The sequence below is a fragment of the Trinickia sp. genome (genome assembly GCF_036503415.1).
Classification (GTDB): Bacteria; Pseudomonadota; Gammaproteobacteria; order Burkholderiales; family Burkholderiaceae; genus Trinickia.
The window spans coordinates 1-21,716 of record NZ_DASXWY010000191.1 but is presented as its reverse complement, the minus strand read 5'-3'; the positions used below and the strand labels follow the sequence as shown (position 1 = coordinate 21,716).

At 66.5% G+C, this 21,716-nt stretch carries 14 protein-coding genes; 7 read left to right on the top strand and 7 right to left on the bottom strand.

Annotation, left to right across the window (positions count from 1 at the left end; all coding sequences use genetic code 11):
- The first annotated feature begins 1 nt into the window (after position 1).
- Together VGL01_RS22740 and VGL01_RS22735 are read left to right on the top strand one after the other, a co-directional pair.
- Complete coding sequence (locus VGL01_RS22740; protein ID WP_331573389.1) at positions 2-931, top strand: DMT family transporter; 930 nt, start codon at positions 2-4, stop codon at positions 929-931.
- A 404-nt stretch (positions 932-1,335) separates the two neighbouring features.
- Complete coding sequence (locus VGL01_RS22735) at positions 1,336-2,613, top strand: EAL domain-containing protein (protein ID WP_331573388.1); 1,278 nt, start codon at positions 1,336-1,338, stop codon at positions 2,611-2,613.
- A 62-nt stretch (positions 2,614-2,675) separates the two neighbouring features.
- On the opposite strand, the gene arfB is transcribed toward VGL01_RS22735, so the two are convergent.
- From arfB to recC, 4 genes are all read right to left on the bottom strand, one after another.
- The gene (gene arfB / locus VGL01_RS22730) at positions 2,676-3,080 is read right to left on the bottom strand and encodes an alternative ribosome rescue aminoacyl-tRNA hydrolase ArfB (RefSeq protein ID WP_331573387.1); all 405 of its coding nucleotides are present in this window, start codon (positions 3,078-3,080) and stop codon (positions 2,676-2,678) included.
- Between the two features lie 118 nt (positions 3,081-3,198).
- Entirely contained in the window at positions 3,199-5,331 is a 2,133-nt protein-coding gene (locus VGL01_RS22725; RefSeq protein ID WP_331573386.1) for an AAA family ATPase, read from the bottom strand.
- Positions 5,328-9,116 carry an exodeoxyribonuclease V subunit beta gene (recB, locus tag VGL01_RS22720; protein WP_331573384.1) on the bottom strand — a complete coding sequence of 1,263 codons (3,789 nt, stop codon included), beginning with the start codon at positions 9,114-9,116 and terminating at the stop codon, positions 5,328-5,330. Before recB ends, VGL01_RS22725 begins: the two co-directional genes overlap by 4 nt.
- Positions 9,113-12,508, bottom strand: a complete 3,396-nt coding sequence (gene recC, locus VGL01_RS22715; protein WP_331573382.1) for an exodeoxyribonuclease V subunit gamma — start codon at positions 12,506-12,508, stop codon at positions 9,113-9,115. The genes recB and recC overlap by 4 nt, the downstream gene beginning before the upstream one ends.
- 249 nt (positions 12,509-12,757) lie before the next feature.
- Here recC and VGL01_RS22710 point away from each other — a divergent pair, with 249 nt between their 5' ends.
- A complete protein-coding gene (locus tag VGL01_RS22710; protein ID WP_331573381.1) occupies positions 12,758-15,031 on the top strand; it encodes an FUSC family protein in 2,274 nt (757 codons plus the stop codon).
- Between the two features lie 21 nt (positions 15,032-15,052).
- Here the strand turns inward: VGL01_RS22710 and VGL01_RS22705 are convergent, their stop codons facing one another.
- From VGL01_RS22705 to VGL01_RS22695, 3 genes are all read right to left on the bottom strand, one after another.
- Positions 15,053-15,256, bottom strand: a complete 204-nt coding sequence (locus tag VGL01_RS22705) for a hypothetical protein (protein ID WP_331573380.1) — start codon at positions 15,254-15,256, stop codon at positions 15,053-15,055.
- A 134-nt stretch (positions 15,257-15,390) separates the two neighbouring features.
- Positions 15,391-16,035 carry an NAD(P)-dependent oxidoreductase gene (locus VGL01_RS22700; RefSeq protein WP_331573379.1) on the bottom strand — a complete coding sequence of 215 codons (645 nt, stop codon included), beginning with the start codon at positions 16,033-16,035 and terminating at the stop codon, positions 15,391-15,393.
- Positions 16,036-16,152: 117 nt separating this feature from the next.
- Positions 16,153-16,605, bottom strand: a complete 453-nt coding sequence (locus tag VGL01_RS22695; protein ID WP_331573378.1) for an Rrf2 family transcriptional regulator — start codon at positions 16,603-16,605, stop codon at positions 16,153-16,155.
- 182 nt (positions 16,606-16,787) lie between these two features.
- Between VGL01_RS22695 and VGL01_RS22690 the strand changes: the two genes are divergently transcribed.
- From VGL01_RS22690 to VGL01_RS22675, 4 genes are all read left to right on the top strand, one after another.
- Complete coding sequence (locus VGL01_RS22690; protein WP_331573376.1) at positions 16,788-17,369, top strand: DJ-1/PfpI family protein; 582 nt, start codon at positions 16,788-16,790, stop codon at positions 17,367-17,369.
- Between the two features lie 390 nt (positions 17,370-17,759).
- Positions 17,760-20,048: a nitric-oxide reductase large subunit gene (locus VGL01_RS22685; RefSeq protein WP_331573373.1), complete on the top strand. Its 2,289-nt coding sequence runs from the start codon at positions 17,760-17,762 to the stop codon at positions 20,046-20,048.
- A gap of 96 nt (positions 20,049-20,144) precedes the next feature.
- On the top strand, positions 20,145-20,483 hold the full coding sequence (locus VGL01_RS22680) for a metal-sulfur cluster assembly factor (protein ID WP_331573371.1): 339 nt from the start codon (positions 20,145-20,147) through the stop codon (positions 20,481-20,483).
- 71 nt (positions 20,484-20,554) lie between these two features.
- Positions 20,555-21,616: a hypothetical protein gene (locus tag VGL01_RS22675; RefSeq protein ID WP_331573415.1), complete on the top strand. Its 1,062-nt coding sequence runs from the start codon at positions 20,555-20,557 to the stop codon at positions 21,614-21,616.
- The last annotated feature ends 100 nt before the right edge of the window (positions 21,617-21,716 follow it).

Sequence of the window (21,716 nt, the reverse complement as noted above, 5' to 3'; positions counted from 1 at the left end):
GATGAAACCCCGCCATCTCGTGCAGCTTCTGGCCCTCGCCGCCGTCTGGGGCGCGTCGTTCCTGTTCATTCGTGTCGGCGTCGCCGAATTCGGCGTGGCGCCGCTCATGGCCTTGCGCGTCGGGATCGGCGCCCTATTTCTGCTCGGCATGACCGTCGCGCGCGGCGCCCCGCAAGAGGTGCTGCGCGTATTGAGCGCGCGCGCATGGCCGCTGTTCGTCGTGGGCGTGCTCAATTCGGCCGCGCCGTTCTGTCTTTTTGCGTTCGCCGAGCTCACGCTGACCGCCGGCACGACCTCCGTCATCAACGCGACGACGCCGCTTTGGGGCGCGCTCGTCGCCTACGTCTGGCTGCGCGACCGGCTGACCGTCCTGCGTACGCTCGGGATGGCTATCGGTTTTGCGGGCGTCGTGACGCTCGTCTGGGACCAGATCGCTTCGAGTCACGACGCGCTGGGCCCCACGCCGCTCGCGACCGCGCTGGCAGCCGCCGCGGCCATGGGCGCAGCCCTCCTCTACGGCATCGCCGCCAACTACACGAAGCGCCGCCTGACCGGCGTCGATGCGATGGCCATCGCCACGGGCAGCATGGTCGGGTCCACCCTCGCGCTGATCCCGTTCGCCATCGCCACGTGGCCCGCGCACTCCGTCTCGGCAAGCGCCTGGGGCGCCGTGCTGAGCCTCGGCGTCGTTTGCACCGGCGTTGCCTACTTCATCTATTTTCATTTGCTCAACGTGGCGGGTCCCGCCCGTGCCATGACCGTCACGTTCGTCATCCCCGTTTTCGGCATTCTCTGGGGCGCCCTCTTTCTTCACGAAGCGGTCTCGCCAGCGATGCTCGCCGGCTGTGCGATCGTGCTCGTGGGAACGGCCCTCGCCACGGGTGCGGTCAAGCGCATTCCCGGCTTCGGCCGGCGCCCTGCGCAGACCTGAGACCCCGTCGCTCTTTCGCCTGACAAGACCCCGCCGCACCCGCCAAAAGCAATCGCGCGCACGCCCCTAGCACGGGGCCGTTGCGTCGCGCCCCCGCCACAGCCTTGCCGGGCTTGCGTTCGGCACAGCACGCCGAATCCAGCCCGGCCTGCGCAAGTTCCGCGCCACCGTACCCGATCGAACATAACGCGATCCCAGCAGCGACTTACGCTGAACTCCATCGCCTCATGCGTTCGTTTGCTACACTGGGCTCCCTTCATATGATCACGATCAGGCATGGTTCGCACTCCCGCTCTCAGCGCTCCGTGCCTTCACCGCGAAAAAGCGCGCATCACCCGTTCGGCCGGCTCGCACGTCGCCCAAGCGGCGCGAGCGCGCACTCGCGCATCAGCCAGGCGCTCGCCATGGCGTCGAAGCGTGTCATGACGCTAACGGACGTCCTACCCCTTTTGGCCCGGGACGACACGGGCTGGTACATCGATTACCGCGGCATTCGACTGCGCAGCGCGTTCCAGCCGGTCGTCTCGATCACGCACAAACGCGTCGTGGGCTTCGAGGCGCTGTTGCGCGCCACGAACGCAGCCGGAGAGGCGATTGCCCCGGAAACGGTCTTTGCCCGCGCGCCCGGCAAGACCGTCGCCCTCGCACTCGAGCGCCTCACGCGCTGCGTGCATTTCGCCAATTTCGCGGAGGCGGGGCTCGACAAGGGCTGGCTCTTCGTCAATGCGCTGCCGCGCCTTTTCAAGACCGGGTGGCCCTATAGCTCGTACGTCGACGAGCTTTGCGCGCATTTCGGACTGCCTCACTCACGCATCGTCATCGAGTTGCTGGAGGAGCCGGCCGCCGACGAAGCGCATTTCGAGCACACCGTGGAGGCACTGCGCAGACGCGATCTGATGATTGCAATCGACGATTTCGGTACCGGCTTTTCGAACTTTGACCGCATCTGGCGCGTGCGGCCCGATCTCGTCAAGCTCGATCGCTCGCTCGTTGCGCGCATGGCCATGCCGGGCGCCGATCCTCAGTTCGCGACCCAGCTCGTGACGATGCTGCATCGCGCCGGCGCGATGGTGCTGGGCGAAGGCGTCGAAACCGACGAGGAACTGATGACGCTCATGGAGGCCGACGTCGATTTCATCCAGGGTTTCTGGCTCGGGCAGCCCGATACGTCGCCGAGCGTCGCCGCGGCGCAAGCACCGGCGCTCGTCGAAGCGATGTGGGCGCGGTTTCACACGCGCGAGGGCAGCCGGCCGCACGGCGCAATCGACCTGAGGCACTTCGAGCACGCGGTACTCGAGGGCGCGCGAGCCTACGAGCGCGCGGGCAATCTTGCGCTGGCAGCCGATCAGACGTTGGCGCAGCCGTTCGCAAAGCGCGTATTTCTCCTCGACGAGTACGGCAATCAGCATGAACCTTCGATCACGCGCGATCCGGCGCCCGAGAGCGAGCGACTCTCGCCGCTCTTTCCCGACGCCGGTAGCAACTGGTCGCGCCGTGCCTACTTCAAGCGCGCCCTCGCGGCGCCGGGGCGGGTGGCCGTCATGGGTCCTCATTTCTCCCTCACCGACGGCAAGGATTGCTACACGGCAGCCGTCACCGTCGAGTTCGATTCGCGCCGGCTCGTATTCTGCGCGGACTTCCTGCTCGATACATCGATGCCGGAGCCGCCTCGCGGCCAGTAGGCGCGAGAGCTACGCCAATCGTCGCGTCTGCGCTTTCCGCCTTGCGGCCCGCACCTTCAGTTTCAGTCGGTCACGCGTCCACGCCCGGCCTTGATATCGCCCCGGCGCGCCTTGCTGTCGAGCCGCCGCAGCTTCGCCGCGCGCGTCGGTTTCGTGGGAATGCGAGCGCGGGGTGTCAGACTGACCGCCGCAATGAGTTCGTTCAGACGCGCGAGCGCCGCCGTGCGATTCATTTCCTGCGTGCGGTATTCCTGCGCCTTGATGATGACGACGCCTTCGTGCGTGATCCGGTGATCGGCGAGCGCGAGGAGCCTCATCTTGATCGGCTCGGGCAGTGACGAGGCACGAATATCGAACCGCAGGTGGATCGCGCTCGACACCTTGTTGACGTTCTGGCCGCCCGCGCCTTGCGCGCGCACGGCGGTGAGTTCGACCTCGGCAGGCGACACGGAATAGCGAAATGTCATGATGCAACGGTAGCGGGACAGGCGCATCGGCGCAAGCCGTCCATACGGCATAACCCGTCACGAAGACACGGGTGCCAGGGGCTGCCGAACCGTTGCGGCGCATCGCGCATCCCCGCCCTCACCCGTTATCCCTCGTGCGCATCGCTTCGGCCATGCGCGCAGCGAGCCCCGAATCGCGGGCGCCGGCCATCGCGATCGCATCGGCCAGCACCGCGCGCGCGCCGACGAGGCGTACCGACACTCGTGCACGCGTGACCGCCGTATAGACGAGTTCGCGTGACAGCACGCGGTTCGCGGACGCCGGCAGCACGAGCGCGGCCTCGTCGAATTCGGAACCCTGCGATTTATGCACCGTCAGGGCGAACGCGCTGTCGCACGGCGGCAATGCCGCGGGCGATACCGCACGAAAACCGCCGTCGGCCGTGCGGAAGTACACGCGCAGCACGCCGCCCTCGCCGTGCAGCGTCACGCCGATGTCGCCGTTGAAGAGGCCAAGCGCGTAGTCGTTGCGCGCGATCATGATCGGACGGCCGGCGAACCATGCGGCACCCGGCGCGAGCGGCACGCGCGCGGCGCGCCGTACGTGCGCTGCCATCAGCGTATTGAGCGCATCCACCCCGCGGGCGCCCACGCGCGTCGCACAGAGGATGCGATAGGCGTTGAGCGCTTCGAAAAGCGGCTCGGGGTCCGGTTTCGCCTCGTCGAGCGCGTGGCCGAGCGCCGCGATATAGCGCTCGAAACCCTGTGCGAGCCGCTCGACCGTCTGTGCGGCGAGTATCGTTCCGCTATCCTCATCGAGCGTCGCGGCGGCGGGTACCCTGGCGCTCGGGGCCTCGACCGGCGACAGCGACGCAAGCGCCGCGGCGACATCGCCGCGGCGGATCGCCAGCGACAGACGTCCCACGGGAGAATCGAGCCCGAAGCGGTAATTGCGCTCGAGCCAGATAACACAATCGACCAGCGGCGGCCCGTCGGGCGGCAACGCATCATCCGCCTCGCGGACCGCGGCGGACTGAGTCGAGTCAGCCGGCTCCGCTCTTGCAGCGGCGGCATGAATCTCGTAGTCCAGGTACGGGTCCGCGGGAAGCTCCCACGGCGCTGCCCAATCGAGCGCCAACTCGTCGTCCCTCGACAGAAACGCATCGTCGTCGAGCGACCCGGCCGTCTCGTCGGCCTCTGTCGACATCGCCGCGATATCCGCCGCGTGCGGCCCCGTCGCGGGCAGCGCCCGGCCCACTGACACGAGATCCGCCCCGGTCGCGCGAGCGATGCGCGCAATACCCGCCTCGCTGAACGCCGGCGCCGCGCTCAGCTCGGCGAACACCGCGCCCGCCTCGACCGCCGCAAGTTGATCCTTGTCGCCGAGCAATATGAGGCGCGTTTGCGGCGCGAGCGCGTCGAACAACTGCGCGGCCATCGCCACATCGATCATCGACGCCTCGTCGACCACGAGCACATCGCACGGCAACGGGTTGTCGCGGCGATAACGCGGCCGCACACCCTGCCCAACACCGAGCAAACGATGCAGCGTCTGTGCACGCGCGGGCAGCCGCTCGCCGATGCCGGGCGGCAAGCTCGCCGCGCGCGCCGCGAGCGCTTCCTGCATGCGCTGCGCCGCCTTGCCCGTTGGCGCGGCGAGCGCAATCGACAATGTCGGATCCATATCGACGAGACAGGCGAGCATGCCGACGACGGTCGTCGTCTTGCCCGTGCCGGGGCCGCCGCTCACCACCGTCAGGCGGCCCGCGAGCGCCAGCGCGGCCGCCGCGCGCTGCCAGTCGATTTCGTCGCCGCCGGCGGGACCGAAGTAGCGCGTGAGGCTTGCGGCGAGCGCCGATTCGTCGAGCTGGGGATTGGAATGGCGCGCATGCGCCACGATCGAAGCGCCGAGCCTGCGCTCGTAATCGAAGTAGCGGGCGAGATAAAGCCGCCCGGCTCGATCGACGACGAGCGGCCTCAACGCATCGGCCTCGTCGTCGCCATCCGAGACGATACGGCTCGCGGCGAGCGCGGCACGTACTTCGGCAAGCGTGGCGCCGTATCGGTGCGCCAGCCGCGCGAGCGGCAAACACACATGGCCGGCCTGCGTCGCGCGGCTTGCCGCGAATGCGGCGCGACGCGCCCATCTGACGCTCGACGGGTCCGCGCCGAGCCGTTCGGCGAGCGTGCCGATGCGGCGTGCGAAACCGACGGCAAGCGCCGTCGCGAAATCGGCCGGTGCGGCGATCGGGGCGCGCAAGGGCTCGCTCATGCGTTTCCTCCCGCACCGAACAGCGTGTCGAGCGCTTCGATCAGCGCGCGTGCCGGCAAGCGCCGATACACGCCTGCCGGCAACTCCCCGTCATGCCAGCCGGCCCGTACACCGCGCAAGAAGACATAAAGGTAGCCACCGATGTGCACGTCGTAGTCGTAGCCTCGCTTGCGCGTCTTCAGATAGCGATGCAGCGCGACCGTATAGAGCAGCGCCTGCAAATGGTAAGCGTGCGCCGTCATTGCCGCCTCGAGCGAGGCCACACCGTAATCGTCGGGCTCGACACCGAGATGGTTCGATTTCCAATCGATGATCCAGTAACGCCCTTCATGCTCGACGATCATGTCGACGAATCCTTTGACGAAGCCGGTCAGCAAACCGGTTTCGAGCGCCACGTCGGGGTATCCGTGTGCGACGAGCAAGCGCCGCAGCACCGATGGATCGAGCGAGGGACACGCAAAGAGAAACGGCCATTCCACGAAGCGGCGTTCGGCGTCGAGCGATGCGAGGCTCAGGCCCGGCGCGAGCTCCCGGCTCGCCACCTCGGTCAGCATGCGGGCCATCATTGCCGGCATCCGGTGCGCCGTTTGCGCATCGGCCGGCACGGGGCGTTCCGCGAGCGCGCGCTGGATCGCTTGCGGCCAGCTTGCCGGCGCAGCGAAATCGGCCAACTCGAAAAGTCGGTGCAGACACTCGCCGGCCGCCGCGCCGCGCGGAAAATCGAGAATGTCGTCAGCGGCGACAGCAACCGCCGGGCGCGCCACGATCGCCGCAAACGGTTCAGCCGGCTCGGCGTCCGACGCCGCTACCCCGGCATCGAAGGCCGCCGCCTGCGCATCGTGGTCCGGACGCGGCTCGTCTTCGACGGGACCTGGCATGCTGTGCGACACCCCCGACGCGAGCGAGCTGAAGCTCGCGATCCGCCAGGTCTCGTTCACCAACCTCCGGCTCGTGCGAGCCGCGAACCGCTGGCCTTGCGAGCTTTCGCGCTCGAGCGGCGCACGCCCCGCAGGCACCGGCAGCGGTTCCAGTGAAATGGGTCCATGAGCCAGTGCTTCCCACCGTTGAGTCGTGACCGTGTCATCCGGCGGCTCCCGGTACCAATCGTCGAAACTTGCGCATTCGCCATCGCGGGCAACGAACCAATTGAGTACGCTACGACGCGATTCCTTCGTCGAGCGCGACGACAGATAGGGCCCTGCGACGAGGTAGCAACGGTACACCGCGCGGGTCAGCGCGACGTAGATCAGGCGGGCGCGTTCCGCGGCTTCTTCCCGCCGTGCCTCGAGCTCGGCGCGCTCGAGGTCGTCGCCCTCGCAGCCAAAGTGCAGCACCGTAGCCGTACCACCGGCTTGCTCTTCATGGTATTCGCAGGCGTCGGTCAAGCCGCCGCCCGAGGACGGCTGCATCGCACCGTCATTGAGAAACGGGCAGAAGACGAGCGCGTATTCCAGCCCTTTCGACTTGTGGACCGTCACGATCTGCACGAGATCGCGGTCGGATTCCAGCCGCAGTTGCGCATCGTCTCCCCCACCCTGGTCCCGCTGCGCGGCCAGCCAGCGCAATGTCGGCGCAATACCGGGATGCACCGCCGTCTGCGCGGCAACGAGCTCCGCCAGATGATTGACGTCGGTCAGCCGGCGCTCGCCGTCGCGGCCGGCGATGAGCCGCCGGCCAACCCCGAGTTCGCGCATCAGCGTCCGCCACATCGTCGCAAAGCCTCGCTCGTGCCACAGCGATCGATAACGTGCAAAGCGCTCGGCCCAGGCCGTCGCGTCATCGGCATGGGTTGCCGTCGCCGCGTCGGCCAACGCTTCGAGCGAGGCCAGCGCGGCCGCGTCGAGTCCGAACCAGTCGGCTGCCAGCGCCGCACGCAGCCGACGCAGATCGCCCGGCATGTCGATCGCGAGCAGCACACGTTCGAGTTGCGCCGCATCGATCGTCGCGAAAACCGACGCCTGCGCGAGCTCGACGCTGCCGATACCCCACCCGGCCAGCACGCGTTTGACGAGGCTGCCCTGCCGGTGCGTGCGCACGAGAACCGCGATGTCGGCCGGCGCGAGCGGTCTGTCGCCGAGCGTCACCGATCCCTCGCGCGCACCGCGCAAGAGCCGTGCGATCTCGGCCGCGCTCGCCTCGGCCGCCTGCCGTTGCGCGTCGCGCTTGATGAGCGTCGCCTCGCCGGACGGCAGCATCCATAAGCGCAACGCGTCGACCTCGCCCGTGGCGGCACCGTCGACGAACGGCGCACGTTCGCGCGTGCCGGCTCGCACAGGCAGATAGTCGAGCCCGTCGAGCACGAACGCGCGCGGATTCGCGCTGAAGATGCGGTTGCAGGCATCGACGAGCGGCGCCGTGGAGCGCTGATTGACCGCCAGCGTGTAGCGCGAGCTCGCCGCGGCGCGCGCGGCAAGGTAGGTATGCAGATCGGCCGCGCGAAAACTATAGATCGCCTGCTTCGGATCGCCGACCAGAAAGACCGGCGCCGGCCCGCTCGGACCGCGCGCGAAAATTCGCTCGAAGATGGCGAACTGCAGCGGATCGGTATCCTGGAATTCGTCGATCAGTGCGGCCGGATAGCGCGCGCGCAACACCTGCGCCAGCCATGGGTGGGCGACGAGCGCATCGTGCAGATTCGACAGCAGATCGTCGAACGAGACGACGCGCCGCGAGCGCTTGGCCGCGGCGAGCGTGGCCGGCCCCGTCTCGAGCCATTCGGCGACGAGTGCGAGCCAGCGCCGGCGATGGGCTGCCTCGGCGGCATCGACGGCGGCCGCGAGCGCGTCGGCCAGCGCGAAGAACGGATGGGTCGGCGCGACGAACTTGGCCTTCGTCGCTTTCTCGAGCGCGGACGCCGTCAGCTTCAACGCGGCACGCGGTGGCGCCGCATGGCAGTCGCCCTCCACGAAATAGCGAGCCCATGCGTCGAGCGCGGCCGCCACCGCCTCGGGCTTGTGTGTCGTGCGGGAGAGCGCGGCTTGCGCGTCCTCGAGCAGTTGCACGATGCGCTCGCGCTCCCCGCTCCATAGCGTGCATGCCTCGTCGAAGTGGGCTTGCATCCGCCGCTCGTCGGCGTCGGCGGCCGCGTCCGTCGAGGCCGTGGAGCCGCCGAGCGGGCCGAACCGCATGATCGCAAGCGGCTTCTTGAGCCGCCGCGTGAGCTGTGCATCGAGCACCTGTGGACCCGCGCCATGCGCGACGAGCCACGCGGCGAACGCCGGATGCGCCGCGGCGACGGGCTCGACGCGCGTGCGCCAGAACCGGGCCGCCAGTTCGAATCGCAGTCCGGTATCGTCGCCTTCCAGTTCGAGTGCGAACGGCATCGCGGCCGCGAATGGCGCCTCTTGCAATGCGCGCTGGCAAAACGCGTGAATCGTATGGATGGCGGCCTGATCGAAAGTCGATAGCGCGCGCCGAATGCGCCTGCCGGCCTGCTCGAGCGCGGCTGCGTCCGCATCGGCCAACACTGTCTCGAAAAGGCGAGCGACGAACGCGTCGCCGCCCGGTTCGCCCGTTTCGATTGCGCGTGCCAGTTCGGCCAAACGTGTCCGGATGCGCTCGTGCAATTCGGCTGTCGCCGCCTTCGTGAACGTGACGACGAGAATCTGGTCGGCGTTCAAGTCGCGTTCGAGCAAAAGCCGTACATAGAGCGCGCAAATATTCCAGGTCTTCCCGGTACCGGCCGACGCTTCGATTTGATTGATGCCGCTGAGCGGGCACGTGAAGACGTCGAGCTCGGCGGGCGGCGACAAGACGGGAGCGGCTACTACCGATGCGCCGCTCATGCCGCGACTCCTTCGAGGTGCTTCAAGAGCGGCTCGAACACGAGACGCGCGAGTGCGGCGAACGGCTCGTCGAGCGTCAATGCCGTACCGCGCCAGGCGATCTCGAGTGCGGGATCGTCCGATTCTCCGCGTACGCGATCGCTGATCCAGACGCCGAGCGCTTGTGCCTCGCTGCCCGTCATCCTCGCCCACGCGCTCTTCGGAAAGAAGCGCAGCGGCGCGCGGCGCCCCGCGGCAAAGAGGGCCACGAGCGGCGCGAGCATCTCGTGCGGCGCCGCCACGGGCGCGAAGGAAAAGCGCTCGCCGAGGCCTTGCCACGTCGTGCGGCGGGGCCCCTCGGGCTGTGCCGCGCAATACACCAGATGCGCGAGCCACGCGCCGAGGTAATCGCGCGCACCGGGGCGCGCATAACGGTAGAGCACGAGCCCATTGCTCGTCACGTTCTCGAGCACGCCATGCAACTCGAGAGGTCCAGCGTCGCCGAGCCCATGCGCGAGCGCCGCATCGTGCTCGCCGAAAACCGCAACACCGTGGGTGTCGGGCCAGCGCGGCGTCACCTCCACGACGAACGACAAGCGCGCCGCGCCAACGGCCAGTTGCGCGCGCACATCGCCGGCCAGACGTGTCAATGCCGCAAGCTCGCGGTGCTTCATGACGTCTCCCGTGGCGCCCACCGGCAACTCGGGACTCGCCTCGGCGATACGCGTCGCGCGCGCGCGCATGGCGTCGTCGCCGTGTGCGATGAGGCGCGGCAGCAAACGCTCGGCGAGCGCATCGCGGGCCGCGTAATCGAGTTCGAACGGCTCGGTGTCGCCAAGCTCGCCGTCGGCGGCTTCGAGCACGATGCCGAGCCGCTCGCGCAGCAACTCGCGCGCCGGGTGCCGCCAGAACCGCGCGAAGTCGGCGAACGCGATCGGTCCGAGGGACTCGGGCGCCAGCGGCGTAGAGAAGAATGGCCGCACCGGTGCGGCCTCGCCGGCCGCGAGCCGCTCGGCCAGTTGCGCACGCTCGCGATCGTAGGTGAACAAGCCCGTCGCTGGCTCGAAGTATGCCCGCGAGAACGGTTGCAACGGATGCTCGACGATGAATGTATCGCGCGCGGCCTGCGTCTGCGCAGGGGTGGCATCGGCGCCGGCCTGCACGCGCGCCAGATGATCGAGCAGCTCGTCGACGAGCGCGGCCGGCGGCAGCGGCGCGTTATCGCGAATGCTGCGGCCGGTATAGGTGATGACGAACCGCTCGCGCGCCGCCTGCAATAGATCGAGAAACAGATTGCGTTCGTCGGCGCGCCGCTGCCGGTCGCCCAACGCTGGGCGCGCGGCCATCAGGTCGAACTCGTCGGCACGCGAGTGGGAAGGCAGCACGCCGTCGTCCATGCCGATCAGGCAGATGACGCGGTAAGGCAACCCGCGCAGGCTCGTCAGCGACGAAAACGTCACGCCGCCCGCGGGCACGCCACCGTACGCCCCGTCGTCGAGCGCCGCGCTGAGCGCCGCGCGCACGACGTCCGCGGGTATGCGTGCGTCGCCGGCGCTTTCGCGCATCGCATCGAGCGTCGCATCGACGGCATCGCGCACGGCGGCAATCGAATCGGAAAACCCCGGCCCCGCATCGAAAAAGCGCTGCAATGCCTGCTCGAGCAGCGCAGTCCAGGCTTCGCAGCTGCCGGCCTCGGACGCGCGCGCGATGAACTGCTCGATATCGTCGACGAAACGCGCGAGTCGGCCGAGCAACTCCGCTTCGGCACCCGCCGCGCCGGGTACCGGCAACCAGGCATCGACGGGCTCGCCGCCATCCGGCATCGCGTAGCCGAGGAACAACCGCATGAGCGCATCGGCGAACGTATGGCGTTCCGGCGGCACATCGGGATCCGTCGGCATGGCCGGCGCAAGCCCGCGGCGTGCGCCGGCCGCCGCAAGCCAGGCCTGCGCCGTGTCGAGCGCCCCCGCATCGATGCGGTATCGCGCGGCGAGCGCGTCGACGCGTAACCACTCGACGAGCTCCGGCGCCGTCACGTTTCGATCGGCACGCGCCAGCCAATCGAGCAGCACACGCGCGACCGGGTTGGCCTGCGACGCCGGCAGGCCCGTGATGCGATAAGGAATGCGGCGGCGCTCGTCAGCGGGCGCGGTACCGAACACGGCGTCGATGAGCGGTGCGGCGGCGACCAGATCGGGGCACGCAACGAGCACGTCGGCCGGCTCGAGCTCCGCCGAGGCGCCGTTGCCGCCCGGTGTATCGCGACCGGCGTTGAACCAGTCCAGCAGCCGGTCGTGCAGCACCTCGAGCTGGCGCGAGAGACTGTGGCACACGTGCACTTCGATGCCGCGCTCGGGGGGCGGCTCGGACGTCTCCGGCACGAGATCGAGCATGGCATTTTGCAGCTTCGCGAGCCAACTCGCCTGCGGATTCGGGACGAACCGGGTCGCTTCCGCCGATGCCGCGCCTTCGGTCAACTCGTGCAGCAAGTGCAGTTGCGCCTGCGTTTGCCGTCCCCACTCCGCCAGCAGAGGATGGCCGACTTCGTGAAAATCGAGCGTGCCTGCCGCTTCGAGCGCGAACGCCCTGCCTTCGCTCACGATGTCGAACCAGAACTGGCGGCACGGGTTCACTACGTAAAGCCGCACGTCGATCCAGTGCGACAGCTCGCGCAGCAACGCGATATGAAGCGGCGCGATGGTCGGCAGCGCGACCACGCTGACCGAGGCCGGCCAGCGTGCGCGCATGACCGCGTCGAGATCGAGCTTGCGCGCCACTTCCAGAAAACGATGCGCGGGCGGCGATGCCTGCTCGAGCGCGCGAGGGTCGTCCGTGCCGGCAAGCTCGGCCAGCACCGCCCGCCAAAGTGCCGCCTGCCAACCCTCGTCCTCGCGCAACGAGCCGGCCAGGCTGCCCGCGAGGGCAGGCGCGTCGGCATCGAAGATGGACTGGCCGCGCTGCCAACGCGCGAGCCACTCGGGGCGATACGTGAGGTAATGATCGAATAGCGTCGCGACCCGGCGTGCAAGTTCATAGCGCATGGGCTCGTCGGCCCCCGCGAGATATGCCGCAAGCCGTGGCGACGCTCGCCACGCCTGCGCGAGCTTGCCCTCGCGCGCGCCGAAGAGCCGATAACAGCGCCATTGCAACCGCTCCACCGCAAGCGGCGAATGCACGGGCACATCCATCGCGCGGCCGATCTGCATCCATAGCCACTGGGCCAGATAGCTGAAATTGACGTTCGCGCAGATCCCGCGCCGCCTGGCGAGCTCGAGTTCGATATGCCGGCGTACGGCGGCGCTCGGCACGATGAGTTCCTCGCTGGACCAGGGATCGGCCGGCATGGCCGAGAGGTCTTCGCTGAGTGCGTCGACGAGCGTCTCGTAGCGATTGGAATAAAGGAGCTGAAGCATGGACCCCGCGAAGCCGGCGGTACGCGTTTTTCGAACGCGTACGGACAGCGCTTAAAGGCGCGTTTCGGCGCAAAGCATGAGGATAGCAAACGCGAGCGCCGCCTCGCCTCTTTCACCGCAAGCGGGAACCGCGCAGGTACCGTCGCGGCCGTTTCCAGTGGCGGGCGCGCAGCCAAATACGTTAGACTCGACGCGGGCTCAAGCTCCAACGTCCGGTAATCGGCTCATCCGCTGCCAGCTCCCACATCGATGCGATATTCGATAGAAATCAAGAAGTTCCTCTACAGTCAGTATTTCTTCGGTGGACTGCGCATGGCGATCGGCGTCTCGCTGCCCGCCGTGCTTTGCCTGATCGTCTTTCGCAATACCGAGCTCGGCTTCACCATCGCGACGGGTGCGCTCGGGGCCTGCGTCGTCGACATGCCCGGGCCGCTCAAGTACAAGCACAACGAGATGTTGACCTGCAGCGTGCTCGGCTTCGTTGCCGCGCTCGCAACGGGGCTCGCCACGTTCAACGTCTTCGCGCTCGGGGCCACTGTCGCCGCGCTCACGTTCGCGCTATCGCTGACCGTCGCTTATGGCAATCGCTGGCCGCAGATCGGCTTCGCGACGCTTTTCATGATGGTCGTCACGCTCGAAGAGCACTTGAGCCCGCTCGCGGCACTGACCAATGCCGCCTGGATTCTCGCGGGCGGCCTCTGGTACACGTACTGGGCCACCCTCGTGCTGCAATGGCAGGCGTATCGGGTCGAAAAGCAGGCGCTCGCCGAAAGCGTCTTCGCCTGTGCCGAATACCTGCTCGCGCGCGCCGCGTTCTACGATGTCGATGCCGATCTCGACGTCTGCTACAGCAATCTCGTCGAAAAGCAGATCGCGGCCGTCGAACTCCAGGACGCCGCGCGCGCCATCGTGCTGCGCAACCTGCCGAAGCTGCGCCGCGGCAAGCTCGACAGAAGGCGCGTCACGCTTTTCAATCTGTTCATCAACGTCGTCGATCTGCATGAACTCTTCGTCGGCGCGCATACCGACTACCCGCTATTGCGCCGCACTTTCGGCAATGCCGATCTCATGCTGTTCTACCGCGATCTGATCCGCAAAGCGGCGTTCGATCTCGACGAGATCGGCCTTGCCGTACTGCAAAATCGCGTTTCCGAATCGCGCATCAGTGTGAAGGCCGAGCTGCGGGCGATCGAGTACGAACTCGAGTTGCAGCGCAAGGAAGGCCAGGCGCAGCGCAAGGCGGAGGCCTACGCGGCCGCATCGGCTTCGTTCAGGCGCATCTGGAGCGGCATCCGGCTCATCGACAAGATGAAAAAAAGCCTCGCGGACGATTCGCCGACGGTTCGCACCGAACTGCGCCTCGATCCGAGCCTGACGCGTTTTCTCTCCGGCAGGCGCGTACCGCTGCGGCAGATCTTCTCGAACCTGACGATGGCCTCGCCGAGCTTTCGCCATGCCTTGCGCGTGACGCTCGCCGTCGCCCTGGGCTTCGCGCTGGGCCGAGTGCTGCCGCTCACGAACGCCTACTGGATCGTGATGACCACACTGATCATCATGAAGCCCGGCTATTCGCTCACGAAGCAGCGCAATCAGCAGCGTATCGTCGGTACGGCCATCGGCTGCGCGGTCAGCATCGCGCTGATCTTGCTGGTCCACTCGCCGCACGTACTGCTCGCGGTAATGTTTGCGTCGATGGTCATGAGCTACAGCCTGCTGCTTTTCAATTACACGGCGAGCGTCGTATTCACGTCCGCGTACGTGCTGCTGCTCTTTCATCTGCTGGCGCCGGGCAGCCTGCATATCATCGGCGAGCGCGCGATCGATACCGTCGTCGGCTGCGCGTTGGCGATTGCGGCGAGCCGCTTGTTTCCATACTGGGAGTATCGCGACATAGGCAAGCTCGTGACGGAGTTGCTCGCCACTTCGCGTCAACATCTCGAGGCGGCTTGGTGGTGGGGCGGCCAGCCAGGCGAGCCAGCGGGAGCCGCGGCGGCCGGCACGAACGCCGCCGTCGCAGCGGAGCGCGGCGCGCCGGCCGACCGCGATTTTCGTTATCGGCTTGCGCGCAAGAACGCGCACATCGCGTTTGCCAACTTGGCGCAAGCGTTGCGGCGCATGCTGATCGAGCCGGAAGCCCATCGCAAGTTCGTGCCCGAACTCAACGATCTGCTCGTGCAAGCCCATACGCTGGCCGCGCAAATCACGGCAGCCGTGCCGCTCATACGCGGCGTTGCGGACAAGGAATCGGAGCGCCCGCTGGCGCTGCAGCGCACGCTCTCGGTCGTACGGGAAAATCTTGCCAACGCGCATGCGGCCGATGCGCCCAGTGCCGAGCCAGCGGAAACGACGAAGCAGCTCACGCGTGAGCTCGATGCCATGGTGACCGACGCCGAACGCTCGGGCCAGCATGCGAACGATTTCGTGCAGGAACTCAAGATGCTTGCGTTGCAAGCGAAACAGATGCTTGCCGCATCGTTTCTGATCCGCAAGGACGCGCGGACGATTCTGTTGTCGGAAGACTGAAAGCGTTTCGTTCCGCGCGGATTACTGCGAGGCGGGAACCGCGGCGGAGCCTGCGCGTACCGCGGCCGATGCCGGGACATCTTGCGTCGCACGCCGCTCGCGGTCGTACTCGAGTTTGCCCCGTATCGCGTTATAGAAAAGCGTGCCGATCACGATCAGCACGGCGACGACGATCAACACCGCGACGCGCACGGTCGGGTCGAGCTTCTTGCGAGGTTGGTTCACGATCGAATGCCGGAAAAGAATAGGGTTCGCGCAGGCCGGGGCACACCCCCGCCTACGCGGGCCGCATTCTACGCTTTTCAGCAAAAGACGGTGATCCGTATCGCGGCTTTCCCTGCGCTTACGTCCTCGCCCGCTTAGTAGGCCACCGTCGCGAGCTGCCGCGCAAACCGTGCGCCCTCGATTTCGTCGACGAACGCAATGGCGTAGTCCTCGGCCGAAATCGTGCTGTTGCCGTTCTCGTCCGCAATGAGCTTGTCCGTGCCAACCCGGAACGTGCCCTTGCGCTCGCCCGGCGCGATGATGGCCGCCGGTGCGAAAAAGGTCCAGTCGATATCGGTCGCCGTCCGGTAAAACCCGAGCGCGTCGCGATGCGCGAGTGCATAGGCCTTGTACTGCGGGGGAAATCCGTCCGCATCGACGAGCTGCTTGCCAGGCGCCACTTCGAGCGAGCCCGCGCCGCCCACGGCTACGATCCGCTTGATGCCTGCCGCCCGAGCGATCGCCACCAGCGCCCGCGCGGCATCGACAACCTTGCCTGCATCGTCGTGCGGCGGTGCATACGCGCTTGCGATTACGTCGTGGCCCGCAACCGCGGCCGTCATCGCCTGCACATCGAAAACATCGCCCTGACGCGCCGTGATGTGCGCGGCATCCTGCACACGTTCGGGATGTCGCGCAAACGCGCTGACCTCGTGGCCGCGCCGTGCCGCTTCGGCAGCGATTCGCGAGCCGATCATGCCCGTTGCGCCAAAAAGTGCGATCTTCAGATTCTTTTGCATCTTTGCTCTCCTGATTAGTAACTGCATTGGTTACACATTACCGGAAAAAAACGGCAGGGTGCGATCCCCGCCCGATTCGTGCTTTATCGATGGCCGACTGACGTCGGCTCGACTGCATTACCCCCGCCGCCGTTTTTGTTCTTCCTTTCGGTGCGCCGACAGCACGCCAGCCGTGACATCCGCCAGCGTGCGCGAAGCAAGCGATGCTTCGAGAGCCCGCTCGGCGGCGTCGACGACTTCGACGAGCACCGCTTGAATGTGTCTGCCGACCATGCAGTCGGGATTCGGCGTATCCCGATGCAAGCCGATCAACTTGCCGTCATCGACAGCGCGGTAGACATCGACCAATGCGATGTCCTTCGGCTCGCGAGCGAGCAGCGCACCGCCGCCCGCCCCCAATTGCGCCGTGGTCAGCCCGGCTGCGGCCAGCATGGAAAGCAGGCGCCGGATCAACGCCGGATTCGTGTTCACGCTGCCCGCAATGATCTCCGACGAAAGCGGCACGCCCTCTTGCAGCGACAGCAACGCGAGCACGTGAACGGCGTAAGCGAAACGGCTGCTCGTATTCATTTCCCGCTTTCACTCCCGGTCCGGCGTCCGCGCCCCCAAATAATGTAACCATAATAATTACATTTTCTGTCGCGGGCAAGTACTCGAGGATACGTGCGCTGCTGCCGCCGCTGCGTCGATGAGCCGGAGTACACTTTGCCGTGCTCGTTCCGTCCCAACGTAGGTACCGACAGGAGAAAGCCATGGCAGCGAAGAAGATTCTCTTTTTGACCGGCGATTTTGCAGAGGACTACGAAACGATGGTGCCATTTCAGGCACTGCAAGCCGTCGGGCATACCGTGCACGCCGTATGCCCCGGCAAGAAGGCCGGGGACAAAGTGAAAACGGCGATCCATGACTTCGAAGGCGATCAGACCTATACCGAGAAACCCGGGCATCAGTTCACGCTCAACGCATCGTTCGACGAAATCGATGCGCATGGATACGACGCGCTCGCGATCGCGGGCGGTCGCGCACCCGAGTACTTGCGGCTCGATCGGAAGGTGATATCGCTCGTGCAGCAGTTCGCGAACGATAAAAAGCCGATTGCGGCGATTTGCCACGCGGCGCAACTGCTGGCGGCGGCCGACGTCATTCGGGGCAAGCGCATTTCGGCCTATCCGGCCTGCTCGCCCGAGGTTCGGCTGGCCGGCGGCGAGTACGCCGATATTCCTGTGGATGCGGCCGTCACCGACACGCCGTTCGTCACGGCACCGGCGTGGCCCGCGCATCCCGAATGGTTGAGGCAGTTCCTCGTTTTGCTGGGCACGCGTATCGAGCTGTAAACCCACTCGGCGTTCACAGCGCCCGGCGTTCCACGGGCGACACCGACATTGAGCCCCCGACAACGGGGGCTTTGCTCACACTCCAGCCTCCCCTCCAAAACGACGCGTTCCTGCGCCCGGACGCGGCGCGCTCCAGGCCACTTCATCGCCTGCACACCGGTACCTGCGGCGAAATAACGCGACACCCCGCGCACCCCCGCAAACATCGACGTTCCCGGATGGCGAACGTGCAGACCACCCGCTTACCGACCGACACGAACCTTTACCTAGATCAAAAGGCGACTCTATGATGCCCGTTAACATGTATTTCGAATACATCTTTCAGCCACTGCAAACGGATCGACCCGCAGGCAATGGCATCCCTGCACTTCACCCTCCAGGAGAGAGGATATGCAATCGACACGACGCTTATGGAGATGGTTGGGCCTGGTCTGCCTGCTATCGTTCGCCGCTTTGCTTTGGCTCGGAAAAGAGATCTATCTGGCCGCCCCGCCGATTCCGAGCGCGGTTGTCGATCAGAGCGGTCAAGTGCTGTTCACCGGCGATCAAATCAAGCGCGGCCAGCAAGTATGGCTCGCGGCCGGAGGACAGCAACTCGGCACCGTCTGGGGCCACGGCAGCTACGTGGCGCCCGACTGGTCGGCCGACTGGCTCCATCGCGAAGCGCTGCAGTTGCGCGAGAACTGGGCCAAGCTGCAGTTCGAGCAGCCCTATGCCGCGCTGACGGACGATCGGCAGGGAACGCTCGACGCACGTCTGAAGCGCGAAATGCGCGCGAATCGCTATGACGCTTCGACCGGCCGCCTCACGCTGAGCAACGAGCGCGCGAGCGCCGTGCGCGACGTCGCGGCGCACTACCAAGCGTTGTTCGGCGACGACCCGTCGCTCGATGCGCTACGCGATCAATACGCGATGAATGCCGGTTCCGTCAGACGTGCCGACGATCGGGCGGCGCTTGCCTCGTTCTTCTTCTGGTCGGCCTGGTCGGCCACCACCGATCGCCCCGGACAAACGGGAATCACCTACACGAACAATTGGCCACACGAGCCGCTCGTCGACAACAACCCGACCGTTGCCAACGGCATGTGGTCCGTCGCCAGTGTGATCCTGCTGCTCGCGGGCATCGCCGGCATGATCTGGTACCACTCGGCACATAACGAAGGCGAAGTGTCTTTGGCGGCCCCCGCCAAGGATCCGCTCTTCAACGTCAAACCCACGCCGTCGATGAAGGCAACGAAGAAATACTTCTATGTCGTCATCGGCTTGCTGTTGACGCAAGTCGGCATGGGCGCGATCACCGCCCACTATGCGGTGGAAGGCCACAGCTTCTTCGGGCTGCCGCTTGCAAACGTATTGCCATGGGTCGCGAGCCGCACCATCCATACACAGTTCGGCGTGCTTTGGATCGCCACCGCCTGGCTTGCAACGGGCTTATACATCTCTCCGCTGCTCTCAGGGCACGAACCGAAGCTGCAAAAGCTCGGCGTCGACGTGCTGTTTTACGCGCTGCTCGTGATCGTAGTGGGGTCGACCGTCTGCGGCTGGCTCGGCACGCTACAGCATCGCGGCACCGATTACAGCTTCTGGATCGGCAATCAGGGGCTCGCCTACACGAGCATGGGCCGCGTCTGGCAGATCCTGCTGTTCGTCGGCCTGCTGTTCTGGCTCGTGCTGATGGGACGTGCATTGATGCCCGCGCTGAAGAACCGCGAAACGAACGGGCGCGGACTCATCGGCATGGTGTTCCTGTCGGCGGCTTGCATCGGTGCCTTTTATTCGACTTCGCTCGCCTGGGGCCAACACACGCATTACTCGATGATCGAGTACTGGAGATGGTGGCTCGTGCACCTGTGGGTCGAAGGCTTCTTCGAAGTGTTCGCAACCGCCGTCATCGCGCTGATCTTCTCCAGACTGGGCCTCATCCGCATCGAAACGGCCAACCGCGCCATCGTGCTCGAGACGATCGTATTCCTGTTCGGCGGCATTCTGGGCACCTTGCACCACCTGTACTTCACCGGCGCATCGACGGCCGTCATCGCGGTGGGCTCGGTGTTCTCGGCCTTCGAAGTCGTACCGCTCGCGCTCATCGGCCTCGAAGGGTGGCAAACCTATCGCAAGACGCAGGCCGCACCGTGGGTCCAAACGTACAAGTGGGCGATCCTGTGCTTCGTCGCCGTGGGCGTATGGAACACCGTAGGCGCCGGGCTGCTCGGATTCTCGATCAACCCGCCGATTTCGCTCTACTACGTACAGGGGCTCAACATGACGCCCGCGCACGGCCATGCTGCCCTGTTCGGCGTCTACGGCATGCTGGGCATCGGGCTCATGCTGTTCTGCCTGCGCGGCCTGTCGCCCCGCGAAGCGTGGGACGACACGCTGCTCAAGCCGGCATTCTGGATGCTCAACATTGGCCTGTTCATGATGGTGTTCCTCTCCATCCTGCCCTCGGGCATCTACGAGGCGTGGGCCAGCGTCAGCAAGGGGCTCTGGTATGCGCGCTCACCCGAGATCGTGCACGCACCGATCATGCAGGCGCTCGTGTGGATCCGCGTCCCGGGCGACATCGTCTTCGCTGCCGGCGTGCTCTATTTGGGCTGGTTCGCGCTGCGTCTGCTGCGCCGCGTGCGGCCCGCACATCCGGCCGAGGCAGCCGTCGAACGCGCGGCCCATCGCGTCTGAGACGACGCGAGCACGCGCCCCACGCCCTGACGGCCGGATGCTCGCGTCCGGCCGCCCAACCGTCCCACGCTCAATAAAGCCCCGCGGAGAACGACTATGGAGCCCTTACCGATCCCTACCAGCGCCCCGTCGGCGCGCGAGCAGATTCGCGAGGCGCTGCAGCACGTGATCGATCCGGAGATCGGCGTGAACATCGTCGATCTCGGGCTCGTTTACGACATCGAGCAGCGTACCGAAGGCTGGCGCATCGCGCTCACCATGACTTCGCCCGCCTGCCCGATGGGGCAGTCGATTCTCGACGACGTGCACGCGGTCATCGATGCCGCGTTGCAGGTGGGCACGATCGTCGACATCGATCTCGTCTGGGAGCCGCCGTGGCAGCCCGAGATGATGAGCGACGCCGCTCGCGATACGCTAGGTTGGAGCGACGATTGAAGCATACGTCGCCCGCCGGTACAGCCGAAACCGGCGCCCGTGCAACGTGGGGGCGCGCCGCGCAAACGGGCGTGCGGATTGCGTTCGCAGGCTCCATCGCTGTCGCGTTCGTATGCGGCATTGCAGCCGGTCTCGCTCGCTTCGGCATCGCCCTGCCTCCCCACGCGCTGTCGAGCGCTGCTTGGCACGGTGTGCTCGTCCTGCCCGTCTTCTTCGGCGCAGTCGTCAGTCTCGAGCGCGCAGTCGCGCTCCGGGCAGGCCCGCACCTCTGTGCCCCCGCGTGCGCAGCCGCCGCGGGCCTCGTGCTGCTGGCCGGCGCGCCGCCCGCCTGGGCCCAGGCTCTTCTGGTCATCGCGGCGACGGCCGCGCTTGCGAGCATGGCCGGGTTGCTTCGCCGGCAGCCGGCATTGCATCTTTTCGTGCTCGCGCTCGGCGTGTCGAGCTGGTGGGCAGGCAACGTTCTGTGGCTTGCGACTCAGGCGCCGCTGCGGGCCGTGCCGAATTGGCTGGCGTTTCTCGTCTTGACGATCGCGGCGGAAAGACTCGAGCTCACGCGCATGCGGCGAACCCCACCGCGCGCGCGGGTGACGTTCGTCGCCATCGCCGTCGTCATCTTCCTCTCAGCCGGTGCCTCGCCGTATGCGCCGGAGCCCGCGTTGCGCGCATTCTCCGCAGCGCTGGTCGCACTGGCACTATGGCTGACCCGCCATGACGTCGCGCGCGTTACCGTGCGTCAGCGCGGACTCACGCGTTTTATTGCCGTCTGTCTGTTGTCGGGCTATGGGTGGCTCGCATTGAGCGGGGTGCTCGGCTTGTTCGGTTCATGGGACGCCGGGCATCCGTGGCACGACGCGGCGGTGCATGCGCTCACGCTCGGCTTCGTCATGTCGATGGCGCTCGGGCACGCACCGATCGTCCTGCCGGCGCTCACACGGCTGCGCGTGCGTTATCGCCCTCTCTTCTATCTGCCGCTCGCTGCGTTGCATGCGGCGCTCGCCCTGCGCATCGGCGGCGCGCTCGCGCAGGCATTTGTGCTACACCGCGCCGGCGCAATCGGCAACGCCGCGGCGCTGGCACTGTTCATCGTCGTCATGTTCTCGTCGATGTCACTTCCACTCAGGAGTCCGCAATGACCAATGCCAATCCCAATACGACCTATGCCTTCGATGTGCGCGGCATTGCGAAGCGCTTGCGCCACGCCGCCATTTTCGGGGCGCTCGAAACGCTCGACCA

What these genes read in the sequence shown, in the direction of transcription:
- VGL01_RS22695 (WP_331573378.1), bottom strand. Translation starts at nt 16,605, where the DNA reads ATGAATACGAGCAGCCGTTTCGCTTACGCCGTTCACGTGCTCGCGTTG.
- VGL01_RS22690 (WP_331573376.1), top strand. Translation starts at nt 16,788, where the DNA reads ATGGCAGCGAAGAAGATTCTCTTTTTGACCGGCGATTTTGCAGAGGAC.
- VGL01_RS22700 (WP_331573379.1), bottom strand. Translation starts at nt 16,035, where the DNA reads ATGCAAAAGAATCTGAAGATCGCACTTTTTGGCGCAACGGGCATGATC.
- VGL01_RS22680 (WP_331573371.1), top strand. Translation starts at nt 20,145, where the DNA reads ATGGAGCCCTTACCGATCCCTACCAGCGCCCCGTCGGCGCGCGAGCAG.
- recC (WP_331573382.1), bottom strand. Translation starts at nt 12,508, where the DNA reads ATGCTTCAGCTCCTTTATTCCAATCGCTACGAGACGCTCGTCGACGCA.
- VGL01_RS22685 (WP_331573373.1), top strand. Translation starts at nt 17,760, where the DNA reads ATGCAATCGACACGACGCTTATGGAGATGGTTGGGCCTGGTCTGCCTG.
- recB (WP_331573384.1), bottom strand. Translation starts at nt 9,116, where the DNA reads ATGAGCGGCGCATCGGTAGTAGCCGCTCCCGTCTTGTCGCCGCCCGCC.
- VGL01_RS22735 (WP_331573388.1), top strand. Translation starts at nt 1,336, where the DNA reads ATGGCGTCGAAGCGTGTCATGACGCTAACGGACGTCCTACCCCTTTTG.
- VGL01_RS22740 (WP_331573389.1), top strand. Translation starts at nt 2, where the DNA reads ATGAAACCCCGCCATCTCGTGCAGCTTCTGGCCCTCGCCGCCGTCTGG.
- arfB (WP_331573387.1), bottom strand. Translation starts at nt 3,080, where the DNA reads ATGACATTTCGCTATTCCGTGTCGCCTGCCGAGGTCGAACTCACCGCC.
- VGL01_RS22725 (WP_331573386.1), bottom strand. Translation starts at nt 5,331, where the DNA reads ATGAGCGAGCCCTTGCGCGCCCCGATCGCCGCACCGGCCGATTTCGCG.
- VGL01_RS22710 (WP_331573381.1), top strand. Translation starts at nt 12,758, where the DNA reads ATGCGATATTCGATAGAAATCAAGAAGTTCCTCTACAGTCAGTATTTC.